The sequence below is a fragment of the Rheinheimera oceanensis genome, assembly GCF_018831085.1.
GTDB lineage: Bacteria > Pseudomonadota > Gammaproteobacteria > Enterobacterales > Alteromonadaceae > Alishewanella > Alishewanella oceanensis.
Genome location: NZ_JAGPNM010000010.1, coordinates 63,001 through 88,679, shown reverse-complemented (window position 1 = coordinate 88,679; position 25,679 = coordinate 63,001). Strand labels below are relative to the sequence as shown.

The 25,679-nt window shown below is 47.7% G+C and carries 28 protein-coding genes; 14 read left to right on the top strand and 14 right to left on the bottom strand.

Features of this window, described 5'->3' with window-relative positions; translation table 11 throughout:
- Nucleotides 1–17: 17 nt before the first annotated feature.
- From J3B89_RS18120 to J3B89_RS18105, 4 genes are read left to right on the top strand one after another with little or no spacing between them, the layout of a single operon-like run.
- Nucleotides 18–2,288 (top strand): TonB-dependent receptor, encoded by a 2,271-nt coding sequence (locus tag J3B89_RS18120; protein WP_215399003.1) that lies wholly within the window; start codon nt 18–20, stop codon nt 2,286–2,288.
- A 13-nt stretch (nt 2,289–2,301) separates the two neighbouring features.
- Entirely contained in the window at nt 2,302–2,568 is a 267-nt protein-coding gene (locus J3B89_RS18115) for a hypothetical protein (protein ID WP_215399004.1), read from the top strand.
- Complete coding sequence (locus J3B89_RS18110; RefSeq protein WP_215399005.1) at nt 2,558–2,821, top strand: hypothetical protein; 264 nt, start codon at nt 2,558–2,560, stop codon at nt 2,819–2,821. Before J3B89_RS18115 ends, J3B89_RS18110 begins: the two co-directional genes overlap by 11 nt.
- Nucleotides 2,822–4,348 (top strand): PepSY-associated TM helix domain-containing protein, encoded by a 1,527-nt coding sequence (locus J3B89_RS18105; protein ID WP_215399006.1) that lies wholly within the window; start codon nt 2,822–2,824, stop codon nt 4,346–4,348.
- A 52-nt stretch (nt 4,349–4,400) separates the two neighbouring features.
- Here J3B89_RS18105 and J3B89_RS18100 read toward each other — a convergent pair whose 3' ends face one another.
- Together J3B89_RS18100 and J3B89_RS18095 are read right to left on the bottom strand one after the other, a co-directional pair.
- Nucleotides 4,401–4,868, bottom strand: a complete 468-nt coding sequence (locus J3B89_RS18100) for a hypothetical protein (RefSeq protein ID WP_215399007.1) — start codon at nt 4,866–4,868, stop codon at nt 4,401–4,403.
- Entirely contained in the window at nt 4,861–5,400 is a 540-nt protein-coding gene (locus tag J3B89_RS18095) for a DUF6942 family protein (protein ID WP_215399008.1), read from the bottom strand. Before J3B89_RS18095 ends, J3B89_RS18100 begins: the two co-directional genes overlap by 8 nt.
- 101 nt (nt 5,401–5,501) lie before the next feature.
- On the opposite strand from J3B89_RS18095, the gene J3B89_RS18090 reads away from it, so the two are divergent.
- The gene (locus J3B89_RS18090; RefSeq protein WP_215399009.1) at nt 5,502–6,365 is read left to right on the top strand and encodes a DUF817 domain-containing protein; all 864 of its coding nucleotides are present in this window, start codon (nt 5,502–5,504) and stop codon (nt 6,363–6,365) included.
- 46 nt (nt 6,366–6,411) lie between these two features.
- Here the strand turns inward: J3B89_RS18090 and J3B89_RS18085 are convergent, their stop codons facing one another.
- The 3 genes from J3B89_RS18085 to ccoG are packed head-to-tail and all read right to left on the bottom strand — an operon-like array spanning nt 6,412 to nt 9,529.
- Nucleotides 6,412–7,047 carry a thiol:disulfide interchange protein DsbA/DsbL gene (locus J3B89_RS18085; RefSeq protein WP_215399010.1) on the bottom strand — a complete coding sequence of 212 codons (636 nt, stop codon included), beginning with the start codon at nt 7,045–7,047 and terminating at the stop codon, nt 6,412–6,414.
- A gap of 50 nt (nt 7,048–7,097) precedes the next feature.
- Entirely contained in the window at nt 7,098–8,093 is a 996-nt protein-coding gene (locus J3B89_RS18080) for a serine/threonine protein kinase (RefSeq protein WP_215399011.1), read from the bottom strand.
- A gap of 8 nt (nt 8,094–8,101) precedes the next feature.
- Complete coding sequence (ccoG, locus tag J3B89_RS18075; protein WP_215399012.1) at nt 8,102–9,529, bottom strand: cytochrome c oxidase accessory protein CcoG; 1,428 nt, start codon at nt 9,527–9,529, stop codon at nt 8,102–8,104.
- A gap of 266 nt (nt 9,530–9,795) precedes the next feature.
- On the opposite strand from ccoG, the gene J3B89_RS18070 reads away from it, so the two are divergent.
- The gene (locus J3B89_RS18070) at nt 9,796–10,158 is read left to right on the top strand and encodes a hypothetical protein (protein WP_215399013.1); all 363 of its coding nucleotides are present in this window, start codon (nt 9,796–9,798) and stop codon (nt 10,156–10,158) included.
- Between the two features lie 14 nt (nt 10,159–10,172).
- Nucleotides 10,173–10,595, top strand: a complete 423-nt coding sequence (locus tag J3B89_RS18065; protein WP_215399014.1) for a DUF3010 family protein — start codon at nt 10,173–10,175, stop codon at nt 10,593–10,595.
- 48 nt (nt 10,596–10,643) lie between these two features.
- Here the strand turns inward: J3B89_RS18065 and J3B89_RS18060 are convergent, their stop codons facing one another.
- Nucleotides 10,644–11,441: a peptidylprolyl isomerase gene (locus tag J3B89_RS18060; protein ID WP_215399015.1), complete on the bottom strand. Its 798-nt coding sequence runs from the start codon at nt 11,439–11,441 to the stop codon at nt 10,644–10,646.
- A 75-nt stretch (nt 11,442–11,516) separates the two neighbouring features.
- Complete coding sequence (locus tag J3B89_RS18055) at nt 11,517–13,508, bottom strand: DNA topoisomerase III (protein ID WP_215399016.1); 1,992 nt, start codon at nt 13,506–13,508, stop codon at nt 11,517–11,519.
- A gap of 176 nt (nt 13,509–13,684) precedes the next feature.
- Here J3B89_RS18055 and J3B89_RS18050 point away from each other — a divergent pair, with 176 nt between their 5' ends.
- The gene (locus J3B89_RS18050) at nt 13,685–15,469 is read left to right on the top strand and encodes a coiled-coil domain-containing protein (protein ID WP_215399017.1); all 1,785 of its coding nucleotides are present in this window, start codon (nt 13,685–13,687) and stop codon (nt 15,467–15,469) included.
- An 8-nt stretch (nt 15,470–15,477) separates the two neighbouring features.
- Here J3B89_RS18050 and J3B89_RS18045 read toward each other — a convergent pair whose 3' ends face one another.
- Complete coding sequence (locus J3B89_RS18045; protein ID WP_215399018.1) at nt 15,478–15,642, bottom strand: hypothetical protein; 165 nt, start codon at nt 15,640–15,642, stop codon at nt 15,478–15,480.
- Between J3B89_RS18045 and J3B89_RS18040 the strand changes: the two genes are divergently transcribed.
- The gene (locus tag J3B89_RS18040; RefSeq protein WP_215399019.1) at nt 15,641–16,738 is read left to right on the top strand and encodes an MBL fold metallo-hydrolase; all 1,098 of its coding nucleotides are present in this window, start codon (nt 15,641–15,643) and stop codon (nt 16,736–16,738) included. The genes J3B89_RS18045 and J3B89_RS18040 overlap by 2 nt on opposite strands.
- Nucleotides 16,739–16,742: 4 nt before the next feature.
- Here J3B89_RS18040 and J3B89_RS18035 read toward each other — a convergent pair whose 3' ends face one another.
- Both J3B89_RS18035 and J3B89_RS18030 read right to left on the bottom strand, forming a co-directional pair.
- Nucleotides 16,743–17,021 (bottom strand): superinfection immunity protein, encoded by a 279-nt coding sequence (locus J3B89_RS18035; RefSeq protein WP_215399020.1) that lies wholly within the window; start codon nt 17,019–17,021, stop codon nt 16,743–16,745.
- 3 nt (nt 17,022–17,024) lie between these two features.
- On the bottom strand, nt 17,025–17,180 hold the full coding sequence (locus J3B89_RS18030) for a hypothetical protein (RefSeq protein ID WP_215399021.1): 156 nt from the start codon (nt 17,178–17,180) through the stop codon (nt 17,025–17,027).
- 173 nt (nt 17,181–17,353) lie between these two features.
- Between J3B89_RS18030 and J3B89_RS18025 the strand changes: the two genes are divergently transcribed.
- Together J3B89_RS18025 and J3B89_RS18020 are read left to right on the top strand one after the other, a co-directional pair.
- Entirely contained in the window at nt 17,354–17,878 is a 525-nt protein-coding gene (locus J3B89_RS18025; protein WP_215399022.1) for an RNA polymerase sigma factor, read from the top strand.
- Nucleotides 17,868–18,461 (top strand): hypothetical protein, encoded by a 594-nt coding sequence (locus J3B89_RS18020; protein ID WP_215399023.1) that lies wholly within the window; start codon nt 17,868–17,870, stop codon nt 18,459–18,461. The genes J3B89_RS18025 and J3B89_RS18020 overlap by 11 nt, the downstream gene beginning before the upstream one ends.
- Nucleotides 18,462–18,481: 20 nt before the next feature.
- On the opposite strand, the gene J3B89_RS18015 is transcribed toward J3B89_RS18020, so the two are convergent.
- A complete protein-coding gene (locus tag J3B89_RS18015; protein ID WP_251372536.1) occupies nt 18,482–19,585 on the bottom strand; it encodes an SLC13 family permease in 1,104 nt (367 codons plus the stop codon).
- A gap of 110 nt (nt 19,586–19,695) precedes the next feature.
- On the opposite strand from J3B89_RS18015, the gene J3B89_RS18010 reads away from it, so the two are divergent.
- Nucleotides 19,696–20,097, top strand: a complete 402-nt coding sequence (locus tag J3B89_RS18010) for a hypothetical protein (RefSeq protein ID WP_215399024.1) — start codon at nt 19,696–19,698, stop codon at nt 20,095–20,097.
- A 242-nt stretch (nt 20,098–20,339) separates the two neighbouring features.
- Here J3B89_RS18010 and J3B89_RS18005 read toward each other — a convergent pair whose 3' ends face one another.
- On the bottom strand, nt 20,340–22,073 hold the full coding sequence (locus J3B89_RS18005) for a retron Ec67 family RNA-directed DNA polymerase/endonuclease (RefSeq protein ID WP_215399025.1): 1,734 nt from the start codon (nt 22,071–22,073) through the stop codon (nt 20,340–20,342).
- A 217-nt stretch (nt 22,074–22,290) separates the two neighbouring features.
- Nucleotides 22,291–23,199 carry a hypothetical protein gene (locus J3B89_RS18000; RefSeq protein WP_215399026.1) on the bottom strand — a complete coding sequence of 303 codons (909 nt, stop codon included), beginning with the start codon at nt 23,197–23,199 and terminating at the stop codon, nt 22,291–22,293.
- 466 nt (nt 23,200–23,665) lie between these two features.
- Here J3B89_RS18000 and J3B89_RS17995 point away from each other — a divergent pair, with 466 nt between their 5' ends.
- On the top strand, nt 23,666–24,214 hold the full coding sequence (locus J3B89_RS17995; protein WP_215399027.1) for a sce7726 family protein: 549 nt from the start codon (nt 23,666–23,668) through the stop codon (nt 24,212–24,214).
- Here the strand turns inward: J3B89_RS17995 and J3B89_RS17990 are convergent.
- Entirely contained in the window at nt 24,189–25,220 is a 1,032-nt protein-coding gene (locus J3B89_RS17990; RefSeq protein WP_215399028.1) for a beta family protein, read from the bottom strand. The genes J3B89_RS17995 and J3B89_RS17990 overlap by 26 nt on opposite strands.
- 173 nt (nt 25,221–25,393) lie before the next feature.
- On the opposite strand from J3B89_RS17990, the gene J3B89_RS17985 reads away from it, so the two are divergent.
- Nucleotides 25,394–25,678: a hypothetical protein gene (locus J3B89_RS17985; protein ID WP_215399029.1), complete on the top strand. Its 285-nt coding sequence runs from the start codon at nt 25,394–25,396 to the stop codon at nt 25,676–25,678.
- Nucleotide 25,679: the final 1 nt, after the last annotated feature.

The following is a 25,679-nucleotide window of genomic DNA, read 5'->3' as shown; positions in this document are numbered from 1 at the left end:
CAGCGCGTGGAAATTAAATGTCAGTACCAACTAAACGCTTTAACCTTTCTGCTTTAATGGCCTGCCTATGCCTGCCATTAGCCACACAGGCTCAGCAGCCCCTGCAAGAAAGCCAGATTGAAACCATTACTGTACGTGGCGAAAAAACCGCTCGTTCGCTGCAGGACACTTCCAGTAGTGTTGCTGTAACCACCGCATTGAGAATTGAACAGGAAAACCTGCAAAACCTGGACGATATCTTGAACCGCACCGCCAACGTTTCTGCCATGTATGGCAGCCGGGGTTTTACTATCCGCGGTATAGCAGACGAAGCCGGAGCCTCTAACCCACTGGCAACTATTTATCTGGACGGCGCCGCATTGTCCAGCCAGATCAGCGATTCCGGCCCGACTGATTTATGGGATATTGCTCAGGTAGAGGTTATGCGTGGCCCGCAGTCTACCATTCAGGGCGAGAATGCACTGGCCGGCGCCATTATTATGCGTTCAGCAGAGCCAACAATGGACTGGACCGGTAAAGCCAGAGTGCAGTGGTCTGATCCTTCAGATCGGCGCATCGCGGTTGCCGGTGGCGGCCCGTTAATAAAGGATGAACTGGCCTTTAGAGTAGCACTGGAAAAACGGGATTTTGATGGCTTTGTACATAATGTTACCCGTAACGAGCCGGAAGATGCGGTTGACTCCCTGCAGGGGCGTATTAAGTTATTGTGGACACCATCAGCCTTGCCGGGGTTTACCGCCAGATTAAGCCATATGCGCGATGACCGCGACGGCCCCTATATGTATGTCTACAGCGATATTAGCGCTGGCAATTATTATGATGACCGTATCAACAGATCAGACGCCAAAGGCAGTACCGATATCGTAACGGATATCACCACGCTGGAGCTCGACTACCAGCTCGACGGGCAGTGGGCATTGTCTGCTGTTACTGCTAAAAGCCGCTCTGACGTAAACCGTACTTATGATACCGATCAAACAGAGCAAAATATCTCTTTCGGTAATATCAGCGGGCTGCACGATACACTGTCTCAGGAGCTGCGGCTGCATTATAGCGGCGATAAACTGCAGGGGTTGGTTGGCGGCTACTGGTCGAAGCGGGAAAACGATACCCTGACTACCACCCTTAGCAATGTCATTACTCCGGTAGGAACAATCAGAGCAGTATTGCAGGGTAATGGCCTGGACAGCACTACCGCAGCACAACTGGCTGCGCTATATGCCAGTGAACTGCCGCTGATCCCGGTAGACTACCAGAGTAAAGCCCCAACCCAATCTGAAAATCTGGCAGTGTTTTTTGATGGTGAGTATCAGTTATCGGCGCAATGGGCCCTGCTTGCCGGAGCCCGGCTGGATAAAGAACAATATGATTATCAGTCAGATACCACGGCTGTATTTGCCGGCACACTGCCAGATCCGGCTAACTACGGCCAGCCGGGATCGGCATTGCATACAATATTCACTGGTATTAACGCTGCTGTATTGGCGATGGTAGATGACGCCAGCAGCAATGCACCGGCCAGCAGCCGCGACTTTACTGCATTCTTGCCTAAGCTGGGCGTGCGCTGGTCTTATCACCCAGAGCAATCAATGGCATTTACGGTACAGCGCGGCTACCGCTCGGGTGGCAGTTCTTACAATATTGCCCGCGGCGAAGTATTTGCTTATGAACCGGAATACACCACTAACTATGAACTGGCCTGGCGCAGTAACTGGCCCAGGCAAAACCTGACTATTAACAGTAACCTGTACTACATCGACTGGACAGATAAGCAGGTTATAGCCAATTTTGGTATTAATAACTTCGACAGCCACACCGTTAATGCCGGTAAGTCACATTTGTATGGCGCAGAGTTCGAGCTGCGCCAGCGGCTGAATAACCAGCTCGACTGGTATGGCTCTTATGCCTATTCAAAAACGCAATACGACGAGTTTGATACTATAGCAGACGCTATTATCAACAACTTTTCCGGACAGCCTTTTGCTTACGCACCGCGTCATACCGCAGCCGCAGGGATAAACTGGTATCTGGCGGATAACTGGGCACTTAATGTCAACGGTAACTTTCGCAGTAAAGTCAGTACCGGCCCACGCGACAGTACGTTATGGCTGTCATCCAGAACACTGTTTAATACCCGGCTAAGTTATGACCAAACCAACTGGTCAGCTTATCTGTTTATCAATAACCTGTTTGATAAAGGTTATCAGCAGTACCGTTGGCCTGATGAGCCGGTGGCGATCCTTGGTGCACCCAGAGTCATTGGCGCCGGTGTGCAATGGCAATGGTAGTGGTAACAGCATTATGACGTTACTGCCGGCTTTAATCTGTCTGAGTATCACTGCCCTGGCGGTGTATATGCTGGCACCGCAGCAGCAATTAATACGCCGTAAACCCCGTACTCTGTGGCTTGGCGGCATTATTGTCTGTAACTTGCTGGCGGGTGTGCTGCTACTGACACCAGGCTATGGTTTCTGGCCAGCCTGTTATCTGGCATTAGCCTGGTTAATGCTGGTTTGGCTATTGCTACCGTTAATTGCATTACTTAAAAAGGCAAAGTATGGCAGCTAAACATTGGGCAGCCGCATTGTTCGGCTTGCCACTTACTATTGCCTGGGTTGGCATACTGGCGTTGTTATTTCCCGGTACCGCACAACAGGCTGTTTTGATGTGGTTATTGCTTACTTTTCCATTATGGGTTGCTGTAATGGCGCTAATGTACTTAAGCCGCAGCGGAAAACGGTTATGGCTGCTGGTAAGCAGCTTAACCATCCTCAGTTATGCCGCATTATGGCTGCTAAAAACAACCGGCACGGCGGTATAAATGAAGGTTATAACCCAAAAAACTTTTCGCAACCTGCATACCTGGACCGGCTTACTTACCGGCCTGCTACTGTTTATTGCGTTTTATGCCGGTGCAGTGTCGGTGTTTGTGCACGAGTTGCAACAGTGGCATGCCAGCATTCAGCCCTCTGCCCCCCCTGCTCAGCTACAACAGGCACAACCTCTTATTGAACAGGTACTGCAGCAATACCCGGAAGCGGCACATGGCTTTAACCTGATCCTGCCGGGCGCACATGGTACCGATCTGTCGCTGCTCTGGTATGACAGCGACAGCGCCACCCAATACAAGTTTGTTGCCGGCAGCCAGCAACAACTGCAACAGCAAACAGCCAGACAGGATTTTATCAGCCTGATCTATGATCTGCATTTTACGGCCGGCTTGCCGCGCCAGGCGGGTTTATACCTGTTTGGTTTAGTCTGCATTTTATATGGCCTGGCGCTGGTCAGTGGCATAGTTATTTACGCGCCGGTATTTATTAAAGATTTGTTTGCGCTACGATTAGCCCAGAGCACCAAACGGCTGTGGCAGGATACACATAATCTTATTGGTGTACTGTCGCTGCCGTTTCATATTATTTTTGCCTGGAGCGGCGCAGTGCTAACCATCGGTTTCTTAATGCTGGCGCCGTTTCAGTTTGTGGTGTTTGACGGCAAACTGCTGCAAATACTGAAGCCCGACTTCGATGTCGTCACCCATGTTGAACCTGCAGGTATTGCTGCCCCGTTGTTACCACCACACACTTTGCTGGCCATAGCTGCGCAACACGTGCCAGAAATGCAGGCTGAGATGCTGTTTTACCATGATGCCGGCGATGCCAATGGCACGGTTACCATCTATGGCGATTTGCCATCACCAACGCTTACGCAAAGGGCGGTAGTGGTGTTAAACAGCAGCAGCGGCGAACTGTTGGGAGTACAAACACCAAAGCAGTTCCGTCCCGGCACAACTTTTCTGCGTGGTTTACAAAACCTGCATTATGGTGATTTTGCCGGCTATGCTTCCAAGTGGCTGTATTTTATCTTAGGCCTGGCAGGCGCTTTGCTGTTTTACACCGGCAACCTGCTTTGGCTGGAGGTGCGCCGGCGCAACAGCACCACGCAACCGGCCAAAATAAGGCTGATGGCCTCGCTTACGCTTGGTGTGTGTTTGGGCGCAATGGCCGGTATTTCAGCGTTGTTTATCGCCGGTATATTGCTGGCAGAACCCTGGCATAAAACCGTGTATTTCAGTATGTTTTTTGCGGCTTTGGGCTGGGCTTTTCTGCGCCAGCCGGCCAAAGCCGGTACAGAATTATTGTATTTAACGGCACTGTTAACCTTGCTAATACCTTTTGCAGCCTGGTATCACAGTGGCCAGTTTTTCCTGGCGTCTTTATCAGACGGTAACGTCTTACGCTTTATGGTAGAAGGTACAACGATATTACTGGCGGTATTGTTCTGGTTACTGGCACGTGCGGCTCAAAGGCGGGCAGATAAAACCGATAACAGTATCTGGGCAAAATCATAAGCCATCGTTAAATACCTTAGCTAAGCGTATGGCAGAGACAAAGCGTATCAGCTTAAATACTTTGTGCTGTTAACTGCAGCAAGTAAGCTTTAAGCTGCGCTACCCGCTGTGGCCGGTTAAACAACTGATACAATTGCAGCCAGTCGGCCGGCGGCATCCAGCAGATACTGTCTTGCCAGTGGCAACGCTGCGGATTAAATTGCCAGTTAGTGATTACATCAGCCTTTTTTACCGCTATACCAGCCATGAGTTCAATATCGGGCCAGCCGTCACGACAAAAACGGGCAAAATGTGCAGAAGCATAATCCGGGTGCGCCGGTGTTATCTGCAGCGAAAACTGCGGCTGCAACACCTGGCATATAACGGCAAAATCCTGTTCGGTACACACAATATCAATATCGTTCGGTTTAGCTTCCAGCCCGAGTTGCCATAACAGGCAACTGCCGCCCACGCCAAACTGACAAGGCTGCAGTACAGCGCAAAGTTGCTGTAGTTGTGTCAGTAAATGCGTGTTATTCATCCAATGCCTTTATCAGTTGTGCAAGAAAAGCCAGCTTTTCGTTATTAAGCTGCCGGTAGTCAAAGTAAGGGCATACTAACACCCGGTTATGTTTATCCACGGCAAATTCGTTATTCAGCCAGCTAAGCTGTGCCGCTAAACCTGCCTCCAGCAAAGCTTTGGCGTGGGTACGCCCGGCGATAATATGCACGGTTTTCATTGCCGGCTTAAGATCCGGCGCATTAAAAATTAACGCGGTATTGCTACCGGCCTGCAATAAATATTGCTCACGGTATTGCTGCCAGCTACCGGCTTGCTGTGCAAAGGCAAACTGCTTAGTATCCAGCGCAAACAATAACTTGGCATACACATTGAATACCTTGCGCCAGCCATTGCCACAAGCTCGGTTGATCAGCTCTGTTTCGCCACTGTGCAGCGGCTGCATTGTCACTAAGTCCGCGTACTCTGCCATTGGCGGCCGGTTAGCGATATACACGCGGATGCAAGCGGTTGCATCACCAAAGCCTGCGGCTGATATAGGTAGTATTTTCATAGCCTTGCTCAGCTTTTATTCAGGCAGCTACTTTAGCATAAGCCCTTGCCTGCAGTGTTATAGCAGGTTAATTTTAGCTAATACGTTGCCAGGGACTGCCTATGTCATCTTTTTCTGTTGCTGCCGTTAACCGGCTCGACCTTTGGTTAATGCAGGTTACCCCGCCAGCCGGTACCAACGGCTTTCGCCGCTTTTGCTGGGAATTCTGGTTTTTTGGCTTAAAGCAGGCGCGGGCCTGTTTATTTGTGGCCTTGTTTTTTGCATCGGTGCTGCTGGTGCCGCGCGCCGGTCTGCTGGGCATACCACGTTATGATGTCTTGCTTATTCTGGCGCTGTTAATTCAGTACTGGATGGTGTGGAGCAAACTGGAAACCGTCGATGAGCTAAAAGCCATTTGTTTATTCCACCTGGTTGGTTTTGCGCTGGAGGTGTTTAAAACCTCGGGCGCTATTCAGTCCTGGAGTTACCCCGATTTTGCGTATACTAAAGTATTTGGCGTGCCACTGTTTGCCGGTTTTATGTATGCCGCTGTGGGCAGTTATATTATTCAGAGCTGGCGTTTAATGCAGCAACGGGTTGTACACCATCCGCCGTACTGGATGGCGGTGCTGGTGGCACTGCTGATATACGCCAACTTTTTTAGCCACCACTATATTGGTGATTACCGCTGGTATATTGCCGCTGCCACACTGGGGCTTTATGCCCGCACAGTAGTGTACTTTACGCCACTGGATCGCGAGCGCAGCATGCCGCTGTTACTGGGCTTTGTGCTGGTGGGCTTTTTTATCTGGCTGGCGGAGAATATCAGTACTTTTATGGGGCTGTGGAGTTACCCGAACCAGCTCGGCGCCTGGTCGGTAGTGCATTTAGGTAAGTGGAGTTCGTGGTCACTGCTGGTGATCATGACCTTTACCATAGTGGCGCAGTTAAAATACGTAAAACAACGTATTGATGTGCCACGCTAGGCGATAAAAAGGGCCGCCTCTGGCAGCCCCTCTGTGATAAAAATTATTAAGCGTCTTTTTTTAGCAGGAAATCAATCAGTTCCTGCATTTCTTTTTCATAATTACGCGAGTCCAGCGCGGCATTATTAATTTTGTACTTACCGTTTACGACAAGCATAGGCACGCCGGTTAAAATACGCTTTTCAGATAGCTCGTCCTGCTCTTTTTTCATCTGATTAACAGCACCACGTACGGCAAAGCTTTTCATCGCTTTATCATAGGTGTCGGCGTCAATATCATGAATTAACACCAGGCTGCGGATCTCGTTTTCATTGGAAAACGGCGCACGGTTACGGTGGATCTGGTTAAAAATAGCACTGGCGATCTGATCGCCTTTACCCTGGCTTTTTGCTACCACATAAGCGCGGGCCAGCGTATTTTGCAACTCTGGTGAAGCCGCACGGATAAAGTCAACGTGCACTTTTTTAAATTCAGTACCTTCGGGCAGCTTTTTAGCAATGTTTTGTGCTATTGGTTCAAACGCATTACAGCCACCGCAGTAAAATGAAAAATACTCTTTTACTTCCGGCTTGGCGGTTTTCTCTTCAGAGATCACGTCATAGTGTTTACCCTGTGCAAATTTAGCCTGAGCCGCAAAAGGCAACAGTAGTGTTAACACAATTACAGATAACAGCTTTTTCATTTCGGATTATGTCCTTTAATAGACCAGATGGCACACAGCTTAACAAAAACTCAGTAGTCTGGCACTAGCGAAAGTGGTGCTTGTTGCAACAGATAAAGTTGTTCTTTTAATGCCAGACATTGTTGTTCCCAGTATTTGTCTGTAGCAAACCACGGAAAGTTCATCGGGAACGCCGGGTCTTGCCAGCGCCGGGCCAGCCAGGCCATATAATGCACCATACGCATGGCCCGTAGCGGTTCAATTAATTTCAGCTCTGTCGGGTCAAATTCGCAGTATTGCTCATATTCTTCCAGCATCAGCTCCAGCGTATCGCGCTGTTGCTGGCGGTCACCGGACAACATCATCCAGATATCCTGAATCGCCGGGCCACTGCGACAGTCGTCCAGATCAACAAAAAACGGGCCCTGGTCGACATAAAACAAATTACCGGCATGGCAATCACCATGCAGCCGTATCAGGCTGGCGGGTTTGTACTGCTTAACACAAAGCGCAATAACCTGATCCAGCACAGTGTCAAACGCCACCCGCAGGTAAGACGGAATAAACGGCAATGCGCTTAACACTTCACGGCTTTGCAGCAAATGGCTTTCAATGCTAAAAGCCGGGCGCTGGCTAAAAGGTTTGGCTTTGCCCACCTGATGCAAGCGGCCAAGAAAACGGCCCAGCATGGCTAGCTGTTCATCGTTGTCAATTTCCAGCGTACGGCCACCGCGGCTTGGGAACAGGGCAAAGTAGTAGCCACCATACTGCAGCAATGACTGCCCGTTTACTTTTACCGGTGCAACCAGCGGAATATCAGCCGCGGCCAGCTCAAAGGCGAAGTCGTGCTCTTCCTGCAGTTGCTCTACGCTCCAGCGCTCTGGCCGGTAAAATTTTACGACAAATTTTTCCGGCTTTAACGCCCCGCCTTGATAGGCGCTGAATTGATAGACACGGTTTTCATAGCTGTTCAGTGCCGACAAGCCAGAACTGACATCCAGCCCCAACTGTTGCAGGGCATCAATAATCAGATCCGGCTGTAAGGTAGAAAAATCAAAGGCCGTCATAAGGCTCCTTAGCGGCCAACAAAAAAGGTAGTGGACTGAGCCAGTTTAACATCCGGGTTATCTGCCTGCTGCACAGTAAAGCGGATTTCCAGGCTACGCTGCTCTGTGCTGTATGGATCCAGCGCCAGGCTTATCGGTACGCTGCGGGTTTCACCGGCACTAATGCTAACGTGTTGCGGGCCAATCCAGGTAAAACTTTCGCTACCGGCGACGCTAAGGTCAAACTGCACCGTATGCTGCGATTTGTTAGAAATACTCAGGGTATAGGTATTTTCAATCAGGCCTTCATTTGTTTCACGGTACAACTCACCACGATCGCGGATAATGTTCATTTCAAGCGGCACCCGGCTGTACAGTGTCCAGGCGAAAGCCACACAGACCGCAATAAGCACCAGCATATAACCCAGCAGTTTTGGCCTTAGCACCCTGGTGGGCTTGCCATTTAAGCTGTGCTCGGTGGTATAGCTGATAAGCCCCGGCGGGTAGCCCATTTTGCTCATGGTGTCGTCACAGGCATCGATACAGGCGCCGCAATTAATGCACTCATACTGCAGGCCGTTGCGAATATCTATGCCGGTTGGGCATACCTGCACACACAGGTTACAGTCTATACAGTCTCCGAGGCCTTTTTCTTTGTAGTCTTTATCTTTGCGGCTACGCGGGCCACGGTTTTCACCGCGCTTTTCATCATAGGTCACGGTAAAAGTGTCTTTATCAAACATTGCCGACTGAAACCGGGCATAAGGGCAAATGTGGGTACACATAATTTCGCGCATCCAGCCGGCATTACCGTAGGTACAAAGGGTAAAAAACAGCACGGAAACTACCGCCCAGAAGCTGGCTTCAAAGGTAAAAAACTGGACAAACAGCGGCCCGACAGGAGTAAAGTAGCCGACAAAAATCAGTGCGGTAAGCAGGGCGAATGCCAGCCAGCAGAAATGCGTAGCGGCTTTTTTGAAAAACTTACCGACAGACCAGGCATCGTTATCCAGCTTAATGCGCTGATTACGGGTACCCTGAATTTTCTCTTCAAACCAGATGAAAATAAAAGTCCATACAGACTGCGGGCATAAGTAACCACACCATACCCGGCCATAAAACGCGGTAACAAAAAACAACGCATAAGCAGCAATAATAAACAGCCACGCCAGAATAGTGAAATCCTGCGGCCATAATGTCAGGGCAAAAATATTGAACTTTTGCTCAGTAATGTCCAGCAGTATAGCCTGGTGACCATCATACTGCAGCCAGGGCAATACCATAAACAGCCCCATAAACACAAAACCCATATAGCGCCGTATTGCCTGATGCAAGCCTTTTACCGCCCGCACATAAATGCGGTCACGCGGGTTATAATGCCCGCTATGGCTGTTATCCGGCTTATGTACTTCAACGTGAACCGGAATATTTTTAATGTCTATTTTTTGCTGATCCAAGGAAAACCCCGTTACTGCATGTTACGCCAACTGCCAAGTATAACAGTTTGCCCGGCTGATTTTTTGACATGAAACAAAGCAATATCCGTGCCTGTAGCATTTTCGCTGCGCCAGGCCTGAAACAATACAGCAAAGTGTTAACCAGGTTTACACCTACTCGTTAAAGTGTAAACTTACTATACAGCTGACAGATATTAGCAACTGCCCCGTGCGCCGCGCGGTACTATCCGTTACAATGTCGCCATTGCTTACCGGAGTAGAAGCTGATGAAGAAGTTGTTTTGGCTGGTTGTTGTTATTCTGCTGATAATCACTTTTTCTGATCACAACCTGATCCGCCCCTATAAAGAACAGCTATTTGCATTAATAGCAGACAAAGCCGCTATAACCGGCAACAGCAAAGAAGCTGCACTGCGCACCACACGTAAGCAATTGCTGGCATTGTCTGAGCAATGGGGCGAAGGCCAGCGGACACAACTGGAGAAAGCCAGCAGTAGCATAGACAATTTGCTGATATTTCAGCGAAATTACTGCAAAAATGGCGATTTTAACCCGTTTTTGTATGGTGAGCCGTTAAAGCAAAGCTGTGCAATAATTGAAAACCAGATGCACAACCTGACCAAACCCTAAGCAGAGGATTGCCAATGCGTACCTGTGGTATCGAAATTAAAGGCAGCGAAGCCATTATTTGCCTTATGACCCTGAAAAATGGCCTGTTCGACTTACCGGATTGCCGGCAAAACCGTTTTGCGCTGAGTAAAGATCAGGATCAACAGCAAATGCGCCACTTTCAGTTTACTTTCGCTAAGTTTATCGAGGATTACCAGATTACCCAGTTGGTTATTAAAGAGCGGCCACAAAAAGGCAAGTTCGCCGGAGGCGCAGTAGGTTTTAAAATTGAAGCCGCATTGCAACTGATAGCCGGCTGCAACTGCAGCCTGCTCAGCGCCACTGAACTGAAAGAGAAGCTAAAACGCCACCCGTTACCGGTTGATTTTAAAGCCACGGGTTTAAAGGTATTTCAGGAAACCGCCTTTCTTACCGCTTACGCCTTTTTAGCTAAATAAAAAGCACCGGTATCAGCGGGCAACACACCGGTGCCCGCTGCCAGCCAGCTAACGCAGCCGCCTTCTGGCTACCAGCAACATACCTGCCAGCAAGCTTAACCAGCCAAAACTACCTGAGCTGCCACCATCACCGTTATTATTACCACCACCGGCAGAAGTATTAGCAACCGGGTTAAGGCCAGCAACAGTGTTTACACGGGCATCAACCACAACGATGCTTTCAATTGTTACCAAATTGGACGCTACCAGAGGCTTATTATCGTCCCTGTCATCCGAAGTGTAGTTACGCAGCGGTAAGCAAGGAGGATCTGTCGGTAAGCCACAGATATTATCAAATGAAAAACGGGGTAAGGCTGCAATGGCATCCACTACTTCCATACCCTGCGACGTAATCTGGCCAAACACGGTAAAACCGCTGTTTTGTGTATCCAGCCGCGGCGAGCCAGCACTGTTGTTGGCCAAATTAATAAACCACTGGTTAGTCGCGCTGTTTGGGTTGTTAGGCTGCTTGGCCATAGCCACCGTAGCCCTTACGTTTGACCATTTAGGCTCATTCACAATAGGTGAAAAAGTGGCAACGGCCTTTAGCGGCAGTTGTTGATCGAAAGTAAAACCACCGCCCTGAACTACAAAGCCCGGTACAGAACGATGAAATACGGTACCGTTATAGCGCCCGGCATTCACATAGCTAAGAAAGTTCTGCACAGTTACCGGCGTAGTCTCATCAAATAAGTTAATTTCAAATTTGCCCATATTGGTGGTTACTTCAACAATAGTGGCATTACCAGCAGCACTGCAAAGCAGGGCTAAAGCAGCCCCGGCGGTTTTAATAAGCTTGCGTTTCATTACAGGATTCTCCGTTTTAACTGCGTTGCAGCTTAAGGCAGTTAAAGTGGCAAAATCCAGCCAGATAACAATTAATTACGCTTTCGTTACAGCAGGCTTTGGCCGGCGGTTAGCTGTGGTTTTTCCAGTAGCTAGTTTAGTGCCTTGTTTAACAGCTTTGGGGCGGCCCCAGCGCCGGGCTTTGCCTTTGGGTAAACCGGTAGGGGTAACCAATGCCGCCTGGCTAATTAGTTGGCCAAGCTCGGTTTGCAGCGGCTGCATAAAAGCCTGATAGCTGGTTTCACGCTGACAGATACGGCTTAACTGTGCCTCCCAGCGGGCTGTCATATCCGGCAAGCCAGCCTGTGGTGGCAGAGCCTTAATTAATGCTTTACCGGTATCGGTAGCCCTAATTTGCTTACCCTGACGCAGCAAAAAACCGCGCTTAAACAGCAGTTCAATAATACCGGCACGGGTGGCTTCAGTACCCAGGCCATCAGTTTCACGTAATACTGCTTTAATAGCCGGATCACTGACATAACGGCTGATACCTGTCATTGCCGCCAGTAAAGTCGCATCGGTAAAAGGCTGTGGCGGCTGGGTGTGTTTTTCCAGCAACTGCGCGTTGTAGCAATGTAATTGCTGGCCTTTATGCAGTTGCGGCAGGCTATGCAGGATCAATTCATTGTCTGGCTGGCTTTTTTGGCTTGCCTCCTGATTACCAGCAGAGCGGTATAACTGCTTCCAGCCGGCAGACAGCTCTGTGTTAGCTTTTGCACGAAATAAACCACCGGCAATTGTCAGTTCAACCACTGCCTCGTTATAGCAGTAGGCTGGGTAAAACTGCGCCAGATACTGGCGGGCAATCAGATAGTACAGCTGTTTTTCTGCCTGGGTAAGCCCGGCAAACGCCTGGCGTTTTTCTGTCGGGATAATAGCGTGGTGCGCTTCAACTTTACTGTCGTTCCAGGCTTTGCTTATCAGTGCCATATCGGCCTGCTGCACAGCTGCACTAAGCTGGTTGTCGTTGGCCGCAATAGCACCGGTTACCGCAGCAGCCCGGCTTAGCTGCCCGCGAGGCAAGTGTCGGCTGTCCGATCTCGGGTAGGTAATAAGCTTGTGTCGCTCATACAACTGCTGGCAATTATCCAGCACTTGCTGGGCTGTCATGCCGTAGCGTTTGGCAGCGTCAATTTGCAACGCCGACAGATTATAAGGCAGCGGTGCCGGCTGTTTACGCTCTTTTTGCTCTACATTACTCACCAGCGCCGGCTGGCCGGTAATTTTTTGCTGCACCTTTTCTGCTAACGCTTTTAACAACACCCGGCCGTCTTCATCCTGCCACGGTGCACAGGCCTCGCTGGGTTGCCACATGGCGCTAAAACGTTGTTTGTCGCCGGTTTCTACCTCTGCCAGCACCTGATAAAACGGCTTTGTGACAAAATCAGCAATATCCTGATCCCGCCGCACCACCAGCCCCAATAAGGGCGTTTGTACCCGGCCAACAGACAACACTCCCTGATAACCGGCTTTTTGCCCCTGCAAGGTGTAAGCCCGTGTCATATTCAGGCCATATAGCCAGTCGGCGCGGCTGCGTGCCAGTGCTGAGGTAGATAAGGGCACAAAATCTTTATTTGGTTGCAGCTGAGCCAGCGCCCGTTTTACTGCCGGAGGGTTTAGATCGCTGATCAGCAAGCGCTGCGTTGCTGCCAATTTGCTACCGCTAACGCCGCAGTAAGCCAATACTTCGTCTACCAGCAGTTGGCCTTCGCGGTCAGGATCGCCGGCATGCACCAGTTGATCGGCCTGTTTAATCAGCTTTGTTAATATACTTAACTGGCTCGCGGCAGACTTTCTTACTTTTAACTGCCACTTATCGGGGATTATCGGCAATTGTGCAATTTGCCAGCGCTTATACTCCGGGTGATAATCTTCCGGTTCGGCCTGCTCCAGCAAATGGCCAACACACCAACTAACAACATCGCCATTAGCCAATCGGATAAAACCGTTATCTTTATGTTGCGGTTTGGGCAGTACTGCGGCTATCGCCCGGCCTAAACTGGGTTTTTCTGCGATATAAAGGATCATAGTCAACACCTAACTGTTTTTATATACAGTAATTTAGTCAGTTAAATACCGCAATGCAAATAAAATGTAATAAAAAATTTGGTTTTAACGGAAAAGTGCTTAGAATACTGATCTTTGTAGCGTTGACCTACGATATTTCTTTGTACTTCCACCCCAGGCAGTCGGATAAGTAAACTATGACGCAATATAGTGACGTTAAGAAAATCTGTGACGAGTTACAGAAAACAGGCAAGCCGGTTTCCTTAGATTATTTAATTTCCAAAGTGCCCGGAGCACAGGCCAGCCTGGTGGTGCACTACCAAAAATGGCGCAATGAACAGGCCAACCGGGCGCCGGTTCAAACATCCGCTGAAAGCCTGTTTAGCCCCGAGTTTGTTGCCGCATTTCAACACGAAGCAGAACTACGCGCCAAACAACATACCGATCAGCTTAACCAACAGCTACAACAGGCAATGCAGGCCGAAGTGCTGGCGGCAGAACACAACCGCGAACTACAACAAGAACTACAACAACTACAGCAGCGTAAAGCCGAGCTTGAAACCAGCCAACAACAACAGCAACAGCAACTTAGCACTCAGGCAGAAAAATATGCCACCGTGGCCGAAGAGCGCGACCTGGCCCTTAAACTAACCCAAAAACAGCAGCAAGAGCTGACTGACGCCCGGCAACAGTCTGAAACATTACAAGCCTCGCTGGCAATGGCGCAGCAGGAACTGGCAACAACCCGGCAGGCCATTACCGGCCTGCAGCAACAACTGGCCACAGCTGAACAAGCGCAGCAACAGGCGCAACAACAAGCTGAAACTATTCAGTTAAAAGTTATTAGCCTGCAACAGGCACAGGATGAACTGGAAGAACAACTACAACACGAACAACAGCGTAACCAGCAAAAACTACAACTGTTGCAGGCCGAGCTGGCAGCTGCCGAGCAAGAACTGGAACCTCTGCAAAGCAAAGCCAAAGCAGCTGAACAAACTGAGCAGCAGTTACACATGTTGCAGCAATCAGAGGCCAACATAAAAGCTGCGCTGGAAGCGGCACAACAGGCCAATAAAAAGGCGTTGCAAGACTTGCAAACCCGCGATCACGACGTAACGGAATTGCAGGCAATGCTGGAAGAATTTGAAAATAAACTGCACCAGGCCACCAAAACAGAAACTCAGGCTGTTGCCCTGACCAAACGTCTGCAGGCACAGTTAAATCAGCTACAACAAACACCGGCAGAGCAAGGTACAACAACCGACAATAGCGCAATAGTGGAGCAACAAGCTGCTCTGCAGGCTGCACACGATGCAGCTCAGGCGCAGCTGATTAAACTGCAGCAGCACACGGAAACGCTGACAGCAGAGCGTAATGATGCTCTGGCAAAACTGGAGCAGGCACAAGCGCAACTCAACGCAGCAGAAAGCATACAGCCCGCTGTCGCTGAAATGTCTGCACAGCAGATAGCCGAACAGGAAAAACTGCAGCAGCAACTGACCGCCTATGAAAAACAGCTAAGCAACCTGCAGAAAGAGCACGAAGCCGCGCGGCGTGAAGCAGCCGAGCAACGTGAAGCCGCACAAAAAGTGCAGCAACAGCTCGATGCGATGCAACAGGCTCAGGTTAGTGATGAAGCAGACGGCGGCGATATTCAAGCTACACTGGCCCAGCTTAAAGCTAACAATGCCATGCTGAAGGAACAAAGCGCTATTACTGCCGGCCATCAGGCCGAACAGCGTGAAACCATTAAGCAACTGCGTGAAGAGCTGCAGCAGCAACGCGATATAGTGCACGATATGCAAATAGAGCAGGAAAAACTGCAGAAACAGAAAAACCAGTTAGAGCAGCAAGTCAGCTTTGTTAAAGATAACGCGGCCGCCACTATTGAACGCTTAACCCGTTACCGCGAGCAAGCACAGGAAAAAATAGAAAAGCTGGAGAAAAAACTGGGGGTGAATAAGGCGTCAGACGCGTTATAACACTGCACTTACTGCGCAAAGCTAATACGGAAACAACTGCCGGGAGCCTCACCCGGCACGTAATGTAACTGCGCATCCTGCACCTGCAATAGCGCCCGCGATAAACTTAAGCCGATGCCGGAACCCGTTTGTTTAGTGGTAAAAACAACAATGATAAATAAAGGATTATTCATGAAGTTAACCTTAGTTTCTGCCACCGCGCTGCTTGGCAGTGCGATGTTACTCAGCGCCTGTAGTACAGCCAACAAGGTAGAGCAGCAGTTGGGGGCAAATGCCGTAATTGAGCAGGTGGCCGAAGGCAAACATAAAGGCATGTACCGCAACCTGTATCGCGTGCCTCCTGGCAAACGCCAATACCCGGCAAGTTGTGAAGCTGACTGTTACCCGGCCCATCCTTTGGTAGCTTGCAAAACACCGGCGCAGGATTGTCGGTATACCGGGCCACAGCAGGCACCTGTGTTAGATACTGGTTTTAGCCTGCAGTGGCTGGGGCATGCCAGCTTTCTGGTGCATACGCCCGATGGCCAGCAACTGTTAATTGATCCGGTGTTCGGCCAGTTTGACTGGCCAATAAGCTGGGCGCAGCATCTGGTGGGCATTATTAAACGGCCCTACACTCCCAGTCTTAGTGCCGAACAGCTGGCAGCTACCAATGCGGTATTGTATTCGCACTTACATTACGATCATTTCAGCCATGCCAGTATTCGTCAGTTAGGCACCAAGCCTGCCTATTATTTGCCGTTAGGTATGGCTAATTATATGCCCAAAGGCGGTTATAACGTGGTGGAGCAAGCCTGGTATAGCCACAGCCAGTTGGATGAGCTTAATATCCATCTGGTACCGGCACACCACTTTAACAGCCGTAAACTCTTTAACGACGACAACCGCGCCATGTGGGGAGGCTGGTTAGTAGAGCACGCAGGAAAAACTCTGCTTTTCGCCGGTGATACCGGCTATTCAGAGCATTTTAAAGATATTCAGCAACGTTATGGCAATATTGATATTTGCCTGATCCCTATTGCGTCTTATCATCATGATAAAGAAGGCGACTGGTACCGCTATGTACATACCACGCCCGAAGATGCGTTGGTGGCAGCCGGTGATCTTGGCTGTAAAGTCATGATCCCATGGGGTTATGGTAATGCCAGCTGGCAGATGGGCGATCACAGCTCGCACTCGCCACTGCTACGCCTGCTACATATGCAGCAGCAACTGAACAGTACAGTGCCGCTGCTGATTTTAAACGAAGGTGACAGCGTTACCTTGTAACGTATCAGGCAACCGGCTTTAACCGGGCTTTAGCGGCAAGCTTATCGCCCAGTTTGCCGGTAACCGCCCAAACAGCCAGCGCTACCCAGGCTATCCAGGAAAAGCCCGCAGGAATATTCAGCAGGGCAATTTTACCGGCATGCTGGCGGTTAAACACCAGCGCCAGCAGGCTGGGTAAAAACCACACTGCGATAAAAAATACGCCAAAGCCAACTAAAAACAACACATCAGCTTGTTGCCAGGCGGTACTGAACGCCGTGAAAAGTTGATTGATTGTATCCATGCTTTAGCCCTCCTTTGTTGCTTTTTCAACCGCCGCTTCGGTAACCATGGCAATCAGCCACATAGCGACAAAGAAGATGCCGAAAGATATCAGTTCGCTACTATGGCCTTGGTACCATACCGGGGTTAACTGCGTTAAACAGTGTTGTAAGGTTTCCATTTGCATATCCTCGTTGTTATAAAGTAGTCATCAGTTAAGTCATTGATTTTTTGCCAGGTGTTACAAAATTTTTTTAATTTTTTTATGTAACACTTTGCCTGCCCCGGCAGACTTACTTATGACACAGTGATAACGTTAACAAGAACAATAAAACATTGATCAGCGAGGGGTTTTTGACAATATCCAATACCAGCGCAATAACGCCGGAGCAGTTTTTGCTGCAGCTATGGCAACAAAATCAGGGCGCAATAAGCCGCACTTTGCTGGCGTCTGAAGCCGATCCGGCAGCACGGCAGGATTTAAAACAGGATATTTTTCTGGCACTGCACCAGGCTGCCGGCCGGCTGCATACCGCTGAAATGCCACGCGCCTACCTGTTTCGCATAGTGCACAATGTTACGGTAGATCATATTGCCCGCGCGCAACGGCATAAGTGGCAACCACTGGAAGAAGATATGCAGCAGCAGATGCTTGATGAGTGCCCGTCAGAGCAGTTAGGTGAGCAACAGCAAAGCCAGCAGCTAATGCAGGCTGTGCGGCGGTTATCACCCGCTAACCGGCAGGTAATATTACTGGCGATGGAAGATTTAGACGCACCTGAGATCGCAGATATTTTGCAGATCAGCCATGGTGCCGTGCGGGTGCGGTTAAACCGCGCTAAAACAGAATTGATGGAGTTAATGCAAAATGGCAGATAACCTCGACTTTGCCGCCCTGGCAAAAAGCTGGCAACAACAGCCTACCCCAACTGAAGCCGCGCCAACCGCGAAAGATTTAGCCCTGGCCAACCAACGGCAACGCCAGCAGCGGCTATTAATGTACGGCGAATGGCTTGGTGCCCTGGTAATGGCAGCCACCGCCTGCTGGTTAATATTAGCCCTGCCGGGCTGGCTGGGTTATATCGCAGCCGGGTTCCTTGCATTTGGCGCACTCAGCACCCTGTATATTAGCTGGCAGGTGCACCGGCCTATTCTGGCCTATGACAACTGGAGCAGCAGCGGGCTGTTGCAATTTCGCTGTCGGGCTTGCCAGTTCAGCCTACGCTACTACCGTTACACCCAGCTAAGCTGCATGGTACTGCTGTTATTTACGCTGGTACTCTGGCTGTTGCAGTGGTGGCAACTGGCAGAGGTTTCCATGGACTTACTGTTGTTCTACAGCCTGATCGCTTCGCCGCTTTGCCTGTTTGCCATCTACCGGCTGCAGCTAAAAGCTAAGCAAAAAGCCGCGGAGTTACAGCAATTAACCTTACTGGCAGCAGATTTTCAGCAAAGCGAATAGTGCAGTAAAGGCTCAGGCAGTTACAACAGTAGCCAACCAAGTAATAAGCTGCCGGCAAACACCGGCAGCGACCAGTAGTGAAATTCGCGCCACAGCTCCGGCTGTTTGCTAAGCCGAAGCGCAATTAAATTCGCCAGCGAGCCAATAGCCAAACCAAAACCTCCCACACTTACCCCCCAGCTAAGCGCGCGCCAGTCATCGGTAAAATGCTGCAGAAAAATCGCCGCCGGTACATTAGAAATAAGCTGCGACAATAACGCCGCTCCGGTGTAGCTGCCATTTGGCAGGGCAACTAACTGCACAGCCAGTTGCTGCATCAGTGGTAATTGTGCCAGCAAACCCAAATCGATAAACATCAGCATAAACACCAACAGCAATAACCAGTCGATACCGGTTACCACGCTGCGCTTTAGTAACACATACAGCGCCAGTACCAGCAAGGCGGCGTAGGGCGCTAACTGATATTCCATCGCCAGAATAAACAGCGGGTAACCGGCCAGCGACCAGCCAAACAAGCGCCGGTTATCATGGCTGTTGTTATGCGGCACTAAGATACTAAGTTTGCTGCCGCTAAATGCGGCACAGCTTAATAACAGGATCAGCAACAACAAACTCAGTGCTAACGGCGCCATCATCAGTGTAAATTGCCAAAAATTGTAGCCGGAAGCCTGCCACAGCAGCAGGTTTTGCGGGTTGCCAATAGGGGTAAGGCTGGAGCCGGCATTCACCGCCAGCGCCAGAAAAATAATTAACCGCCCCACCGGCACGCCGGTTAACCGGCCAATACTTAAGCTGATTGGCAGCAAAATAAACAATGCCACATCGTTGGTTACTATGGCAGATAACAATGCTGCAAATAACACCAGCAGTATCGCCAGCATACGCTGTGAATGACAACGCTTAAGCAGCCAGGCAGCAAACCGCCCAAGGTAGCCACTGTCTTCCAACGCCCGGCTTAGCAGCATTAAACCCGCCAGCGCGGCTACTGTATGCCAGTCAACCAGTGCAACCAGGCCCGCCGGTGCTGTTGGCTTAAGCCATAACAACAGTGGCAACAACAATAGCAACGCCAGCAGCAAGTAATCTTCAGTAACACGGGATAACACCCGGCGTATCAGTGGCATAGTAGTAAAAGGCATGAGATAAATTAAGCAGCTATTCTAACGCGAATGCTGACGCAAGTGCCTGGATATTGTAATGTAACCAGCATGTAATATTTATAATCAGGTTAACCATGAAAAAAGCTTTTCTCGCCGCCCTGCTGGCTGCCGTATCTTCTGCAGCCATCGCCGATGTAGACAGCGTGCTGCACTTTACCCCGACACCGTTTAAAGGCATTGAGCTTAACTGCGAGCGCGATAAACATATTACACCCAAGCGTAGCGCACTGATTTTAGAAAATTACGCCCTGATGGCAGCCAATAACGGCGAGCGGGTGGCACTGGTAACACTGCGTAACGGCGCATCCGGCCAGCGTATTTATAATCAGGAACATATTGTCGCCGTATTGGGCGATTGCAGTCGGGTGTTACCACATGCTTTTGAATTACGGCTGGATGCCCGCGAACAACGCTCGCTGCAAATCTACTTTGGTAAACAGCAGCAACCTGTTTTGCAATTGCTTAGCGGTGAGTGAAGCTGCAATAAAAAAGGCCATCACAGTATATTGTTGATGGCCTTGTGGGAGAGTAATAAAGTTTCAAACTGACTCACTCTCTAAGCCTTGATTTATGGCTGAATAATGCGTATTCAGAAAAATGAAGTTTCATACTGAAGTTTAGATGTGTGGCAAGAATAGATAAAAAATCAGTAATAAAGTGTCATACTAACAATCTGATCAGTGTTGCGGTTCCCCTCCACAACATATAACTGCTCAGCTCAAAGCTTTTCGAAATGAGCGATCACTTTTTCTATTTCATTGAAAATATGCTTAAAGCCATCAAAGTTTACTGATGACTTTTGCGATCTTATAACTTTTGTTGAAAACACATGCTTGCCATAATGCTTACTGCCATCAAAACTGCTTTGGGTTGAAAAGGTTTTCCCATCAATGGTTGTGTTCAATGTTTTGGTATCGAATAGGTCCTCCATCATTGAGTCTTTACCCCCAGACTTGAGAGGGGTCAAAATCAAGTATAAATTTTGGAATATGTGAAGAAAGCCTGACTTCTTTATATCATCCACGCTGTTCGGGCAAGACTTCACTTCTTTAGCTAAGTGCTTCAGTATCGTGGATGGCCCATCATCATTATCAAGTATGAGAATCACGGGAGACTTTGCTTTGTTGTCATGGAAATAGCTTCGCTCGGCTTCGTACCTTTTTATGAATCGTAAAAATGGTGTTGCACCATCTCCCAAATCCAGAAAATACATGGTTCTCTTGTCAAGATCGGGAAATTTTAATTTTGGTTTATAGGGTTTGCTGTTTGTTTTCGGATTAACTAGCTTTGGATAAGAACTTTGTAGCTCAGACAATGCGCTCTTGAGATACACGTTGTCGGTCTTACCCTCTGTCAGGATAGTTGGGTATTCGTTTGCATAGAAATGCTTATAGAATAGAAAACGGCTGTAAACAGCTTCTCTTGAGTTATGCCTTGCTTTAAAGCCCAAAAGGCCTGAATGCTTTTCAATTTCATACGGTGGCTTAGGCCGCCTACTATCGACCACGTTGTTATGACGATCCACAGAGTCAATAAAAGCTAGTCGGCCCTCTAACTCATTTAAAGTACCTGGTCGCAACTCCCCATCTGCCTCAGTAATCTCATAGGCGCCCTTTTTAAAAAGCCGATGTGCCATCGTTCTGGTTAATCTCCAGTACTCAGACTTAATACTAACTTTCTTATTTACTACCAACCCTGTGGTTTCCTGCCGTGAGTCCTTATATTGGAGTCGTGTTTTACGAGCATTTACTGAAAACCCGGCTCGCCTAATTTCACCTAAAAGCTTTCCTCCCAGTTCAACAGGTTCAATTGCCTTTACAATAGATTTGGGAAAATGTGATTTTCTGGTTGAAAAGGTAATATCATCAGCATACCGAGAATAAGAGCAACCCCCTCGTTCGGCTAACCTTGATAGCTTCATGTCTAAACTATTAGTTATCAAATTTGCGATTACTGGTGAGCATGGACTTCCCTGTGGAAGGCAATTGTCATAGCAGGCGATTTGGGCAATTACGGTTGCAATATGGGGGTTTAGTTTAAAGTGCCTATTTGATATGAAGTAGCCTCTGACACGCCCAAAGTTGAAAGAACCAAAAAAATCGTTCAAATCTAAATTTAGGACTTTCTTTTTACCCTGGTGCACAGATGCATTGGTGATAATCGATCTATTCCTTTCAAAGCCATGCGAGACTGTGCACTCCAGAGAAATTTTATTGTCGAAATGAACAACCTCAAGGCAGTCCTGTAACAAGGTAGCTAGCCGTCTTTGAATTTCTTTTAATTCTTCTGATGGGGCATTTATAATCCTCGTACCACCAGATTTTTTTACGATATTAAATTGATGGTAATGAGAGTCGACCCCTGGTCGATATAGAACTCGCGTAAGGAACGCTGCTGAGACCCCAAGAATCAAAGCTAAATCAGGCTTCGTCCTTGCGTGTTGAAGTAACAAGTAGTTTCGTCTATGAATCAAATGTTACACTCGTTTTCAGCTAATAATAAATGGCCCACATGCACTCCTACGCGCGGCTGGCGAGTAGTTCCAGGACGTGTTGATGGTGTCCGAAAGGCGAGTCTATCTGACAATTTTGCCACAGGCTGCGAAGCGCAGCCAACAAATCTGCATGTGAGCCAAGTCAACGATACACCTAGAAGACTTGAAAAATCAATCACGAAACGCGGTGTTTTCCAGTTAATGCAAAAATTGTGAAAGCTAGGCAGCTATCCGACATACACCTTTCGTCTCGCATAGATGACTCCTCAAATAAAGACTTTACAATTGAGATGTGATTGGGTTCGTCCAAATACTCAAGAGACTCTTTGACCAAATCCCATGACAGGTAACTATCTGCTACCATAAGAGCTAGTATCCCTGGATCTACTTCTAAAATCTCCCCCATTATGTCGCACTCAAGGGCTAGCTGACCTGGAAACGTTATGCTTGCTAGGTCTTTTAAATCTACAACTTTATTTTTTGTTACTAACCTCATGACTTTCTCATGAATATCAATCTCACTACAACTCGCGTTCTTCTTGTATATATGACTAAACCCACCCCAACAAAATGCTAACTCATGTGAGACGTAAGGCTTATTTTTCAGTTCTTGTTTCTCGGCTGACATAAGAGCATGCGCTAGCTTATAGAGATTACCCGACTCACTATTTCCCTCACTTGATAAAAAAATCACAGGTCTATCATTGTCCCAAGTGATTACATACGAAGGTAACTGGAAAGCCGATTTTAATCTATCTAGTGGTATAACAGGTATTCCCGACTGCCAACAAAAAGATAGAATCGATTTAAATGTTACCGGTGTTCCGTTGTGCTTGTTTAGGATGTTATGAGTTACAGGAAAATTAAATTGAGATTGAAACGTGTGTTTGAGAATGGTGTTTAACCAGCTACAAAATAGCGTGATAGGCGGAGTCTTCTCATCATAGTCTCTGATGCTATTCTGAAGTGAGTTTGTTGTGAACGAAGCTATTGATTCAACATCAACATCGAGTTCACGAAGACGATTTAGCATTCCTATGCTAAAACCTGCGTCTTTTAATATGGTGGGTTCTTGGTATTTCATAATCGGCTATCCTTAAGTGGGTCTAAACGAATTGCATAAACGGCCTTTATCAACAACTCTATTTGCCGCGCATGCGCGTCTGTACCATCCCACACTGATTTTAGCGTTTCAGTCAGATTGGTTGGAATGTCTCGTCTAGAAATTGAATTAGTTATTTCAACAGCATCTATTTTGAAGTGCCTTACCAATTTAGTGAGCGTCTTACTTTTTCTCTCCCCTCGGTACTCCTTAAAAAAGCGCCATAGAGTATTTACCTTGATATTCGTTTCTTGATGGAGCTTGCGTAGATCAAGCTCCTCACAACTCTGAACGTTTTGTGCCTTGAGGGTTCTCTTAGTCACTTCTGTGAAAAGAATTGAATTTGTCTGAATCGGCATGAGTAATATCTGCTGCTTCGTTGATGAAATAATGATATAGTTATTTCATTATTTCATCAACGACTAAAATCAGACCTGAGCAAATCACAATGAGAGAGAGTCAGATACGAAAACTGATCGTTAAAGAGTGTCAGGTTTTAGGATTGGATGGAGCTGAATTTATACATGAGTTTCAGATTAGCGGAGGGAGAGTTCGCGCTGATGTTGTTGCTTTAAAAAATGGCGTTCACGGCATTGAAATTAAAAGTAAGTTTGACAATCTAAATCGACTTAAACATCAACTAGCTGGATATGCCAAGGTCTTTAACAGTGTCACATTAGTGTGTGATTCAAAGTTTGAAGGTAAAATTGATTCTGTAATACCTGATTGGTTTGGTATTAGTATTGCGACAGAATCAGAATTAATAGTAAAACGCCGCGCTCAACTAAATCCACTTATACGACCGGAGTTTATTCTGGGAACGCTAACGAAGAAGGAGCTCGCGTTCTGTGCTACAGAGTTTATAGAAGGTGTGAAGCCTGCTACTAAAGCGGCATCATTCTTGAGATTTCAGCTCAATCAGTCATTGAGCCCGAAACAGATTTATGAACTTTATGAGCAGTGTTTAAGAACTAGATTTCGAGATTCCTCTGAATAACAGTGTAAATATGATGAATTATTCCCTCTGTCAGGTGGTTGGCATAACTCCCCGGCATATCAATACTTTCCGGTGATGCTCTACGTCTTATACGATGACAGCCTGGACATTTGCAGTTCTTGAGAAAATCGGACTGTCTCAGCATCAGCTTGGTTAGAGCAACCGCATCTTCACTAGCATTTATCTTGTATACTCGCCATATAGAGTCCTCAGCGTATCTGATTATCGGTTTTACATGGTAGCCTAAATTTTTCTCTTCTTTCTCAAGTTTATCCTCCCATGATGGGTCGTGGCATGTGTAGTCGGAATAACTAACGCTATCAGTTCGATACCGTTCGTGCCACTCTGAAATCCGTAACCAAGCAGTCATATCTGTGCGATCAATTAGCTCTTTATTTGGTTTGATTTCCGCAGTTTTTGGGAAAGCCCCACTAGATAACACTAATGCATAGTGTGAGCACATAAAGTCTGAGCCGAGAACTTCAGCTATTTTTTCTTGATCATTCTCCGAAGTTATCGGAGTACTTTTTGAGTCCAATAATAAAATTATTTTAGAGGGAGTAAGTCCATGTTCTTCATAAATTGAACCAAGTCGAGCTATAGAGTTGAGGAGTTGCTCTGAATTTCCTTGTATTCTCAGACAGATTGGCTGTGGTAGGCCTTTGACTCTAGCCACAATGTCATTCAGATCCCCTAGTTCAATCATCTTTAGCCAAAAACAGAATATTACACAACGGTCGTTATTCTTTTCTATCTGAGCCAGTAGCTCAGTTACCATGTTTTGTCGTTGATCGATCAGTAACCCAGTAGGCTCCGCATAATCAACAATCAGAGGTCTTTGCTTCCAATAGTGGTCTAAACTTCTATACAGTTCTCGACTGCTCTTTGCATTGTTCCGGATCTCAATTATCGGGCATAGCTTATCCTTTACGTCTTCCTCAAGACCCTGCAAGGCTTCCTGTTCTCCTTGTTTCCATTTCAGTATCGGATAATATGATGCTTTCATAGTTAACAACCTGTAACGTCGATGTACTTATTTATCCGTAGCCTTAACGAGCGGCATGAGGCTTTAATGGATGCGCATAAAATGACCACCAAATGTTCTCACATAAATATTTATTTGGCAATTAGTGGTTCTAAAAAAAAGATCTTGTTTTTCGCTTTTAAAAGGAATACGATTTGAAAGTAGTTGGGCAATGGGTGTTAAAGGAGTATTGGACTGTCAATCCTAAGATGCAAGCAGGGCTTCTACTCTGGGTAATGGATATTACAAGAGCGAATACACTTTTAAGTGATGAAGTTCAGCAATACAGTCCCTATTTATCCGGTGACACCTCACAGAAGATGTTTTTCTCTGTGAAATGTTCTGACGGGGCCGAACTATTGCAAGTCATATGTTCGGTGATGGACGAAGAAAAAATATTATTAGTCGAGTCAGTTCATGAACATATATCGGGATTTTAGG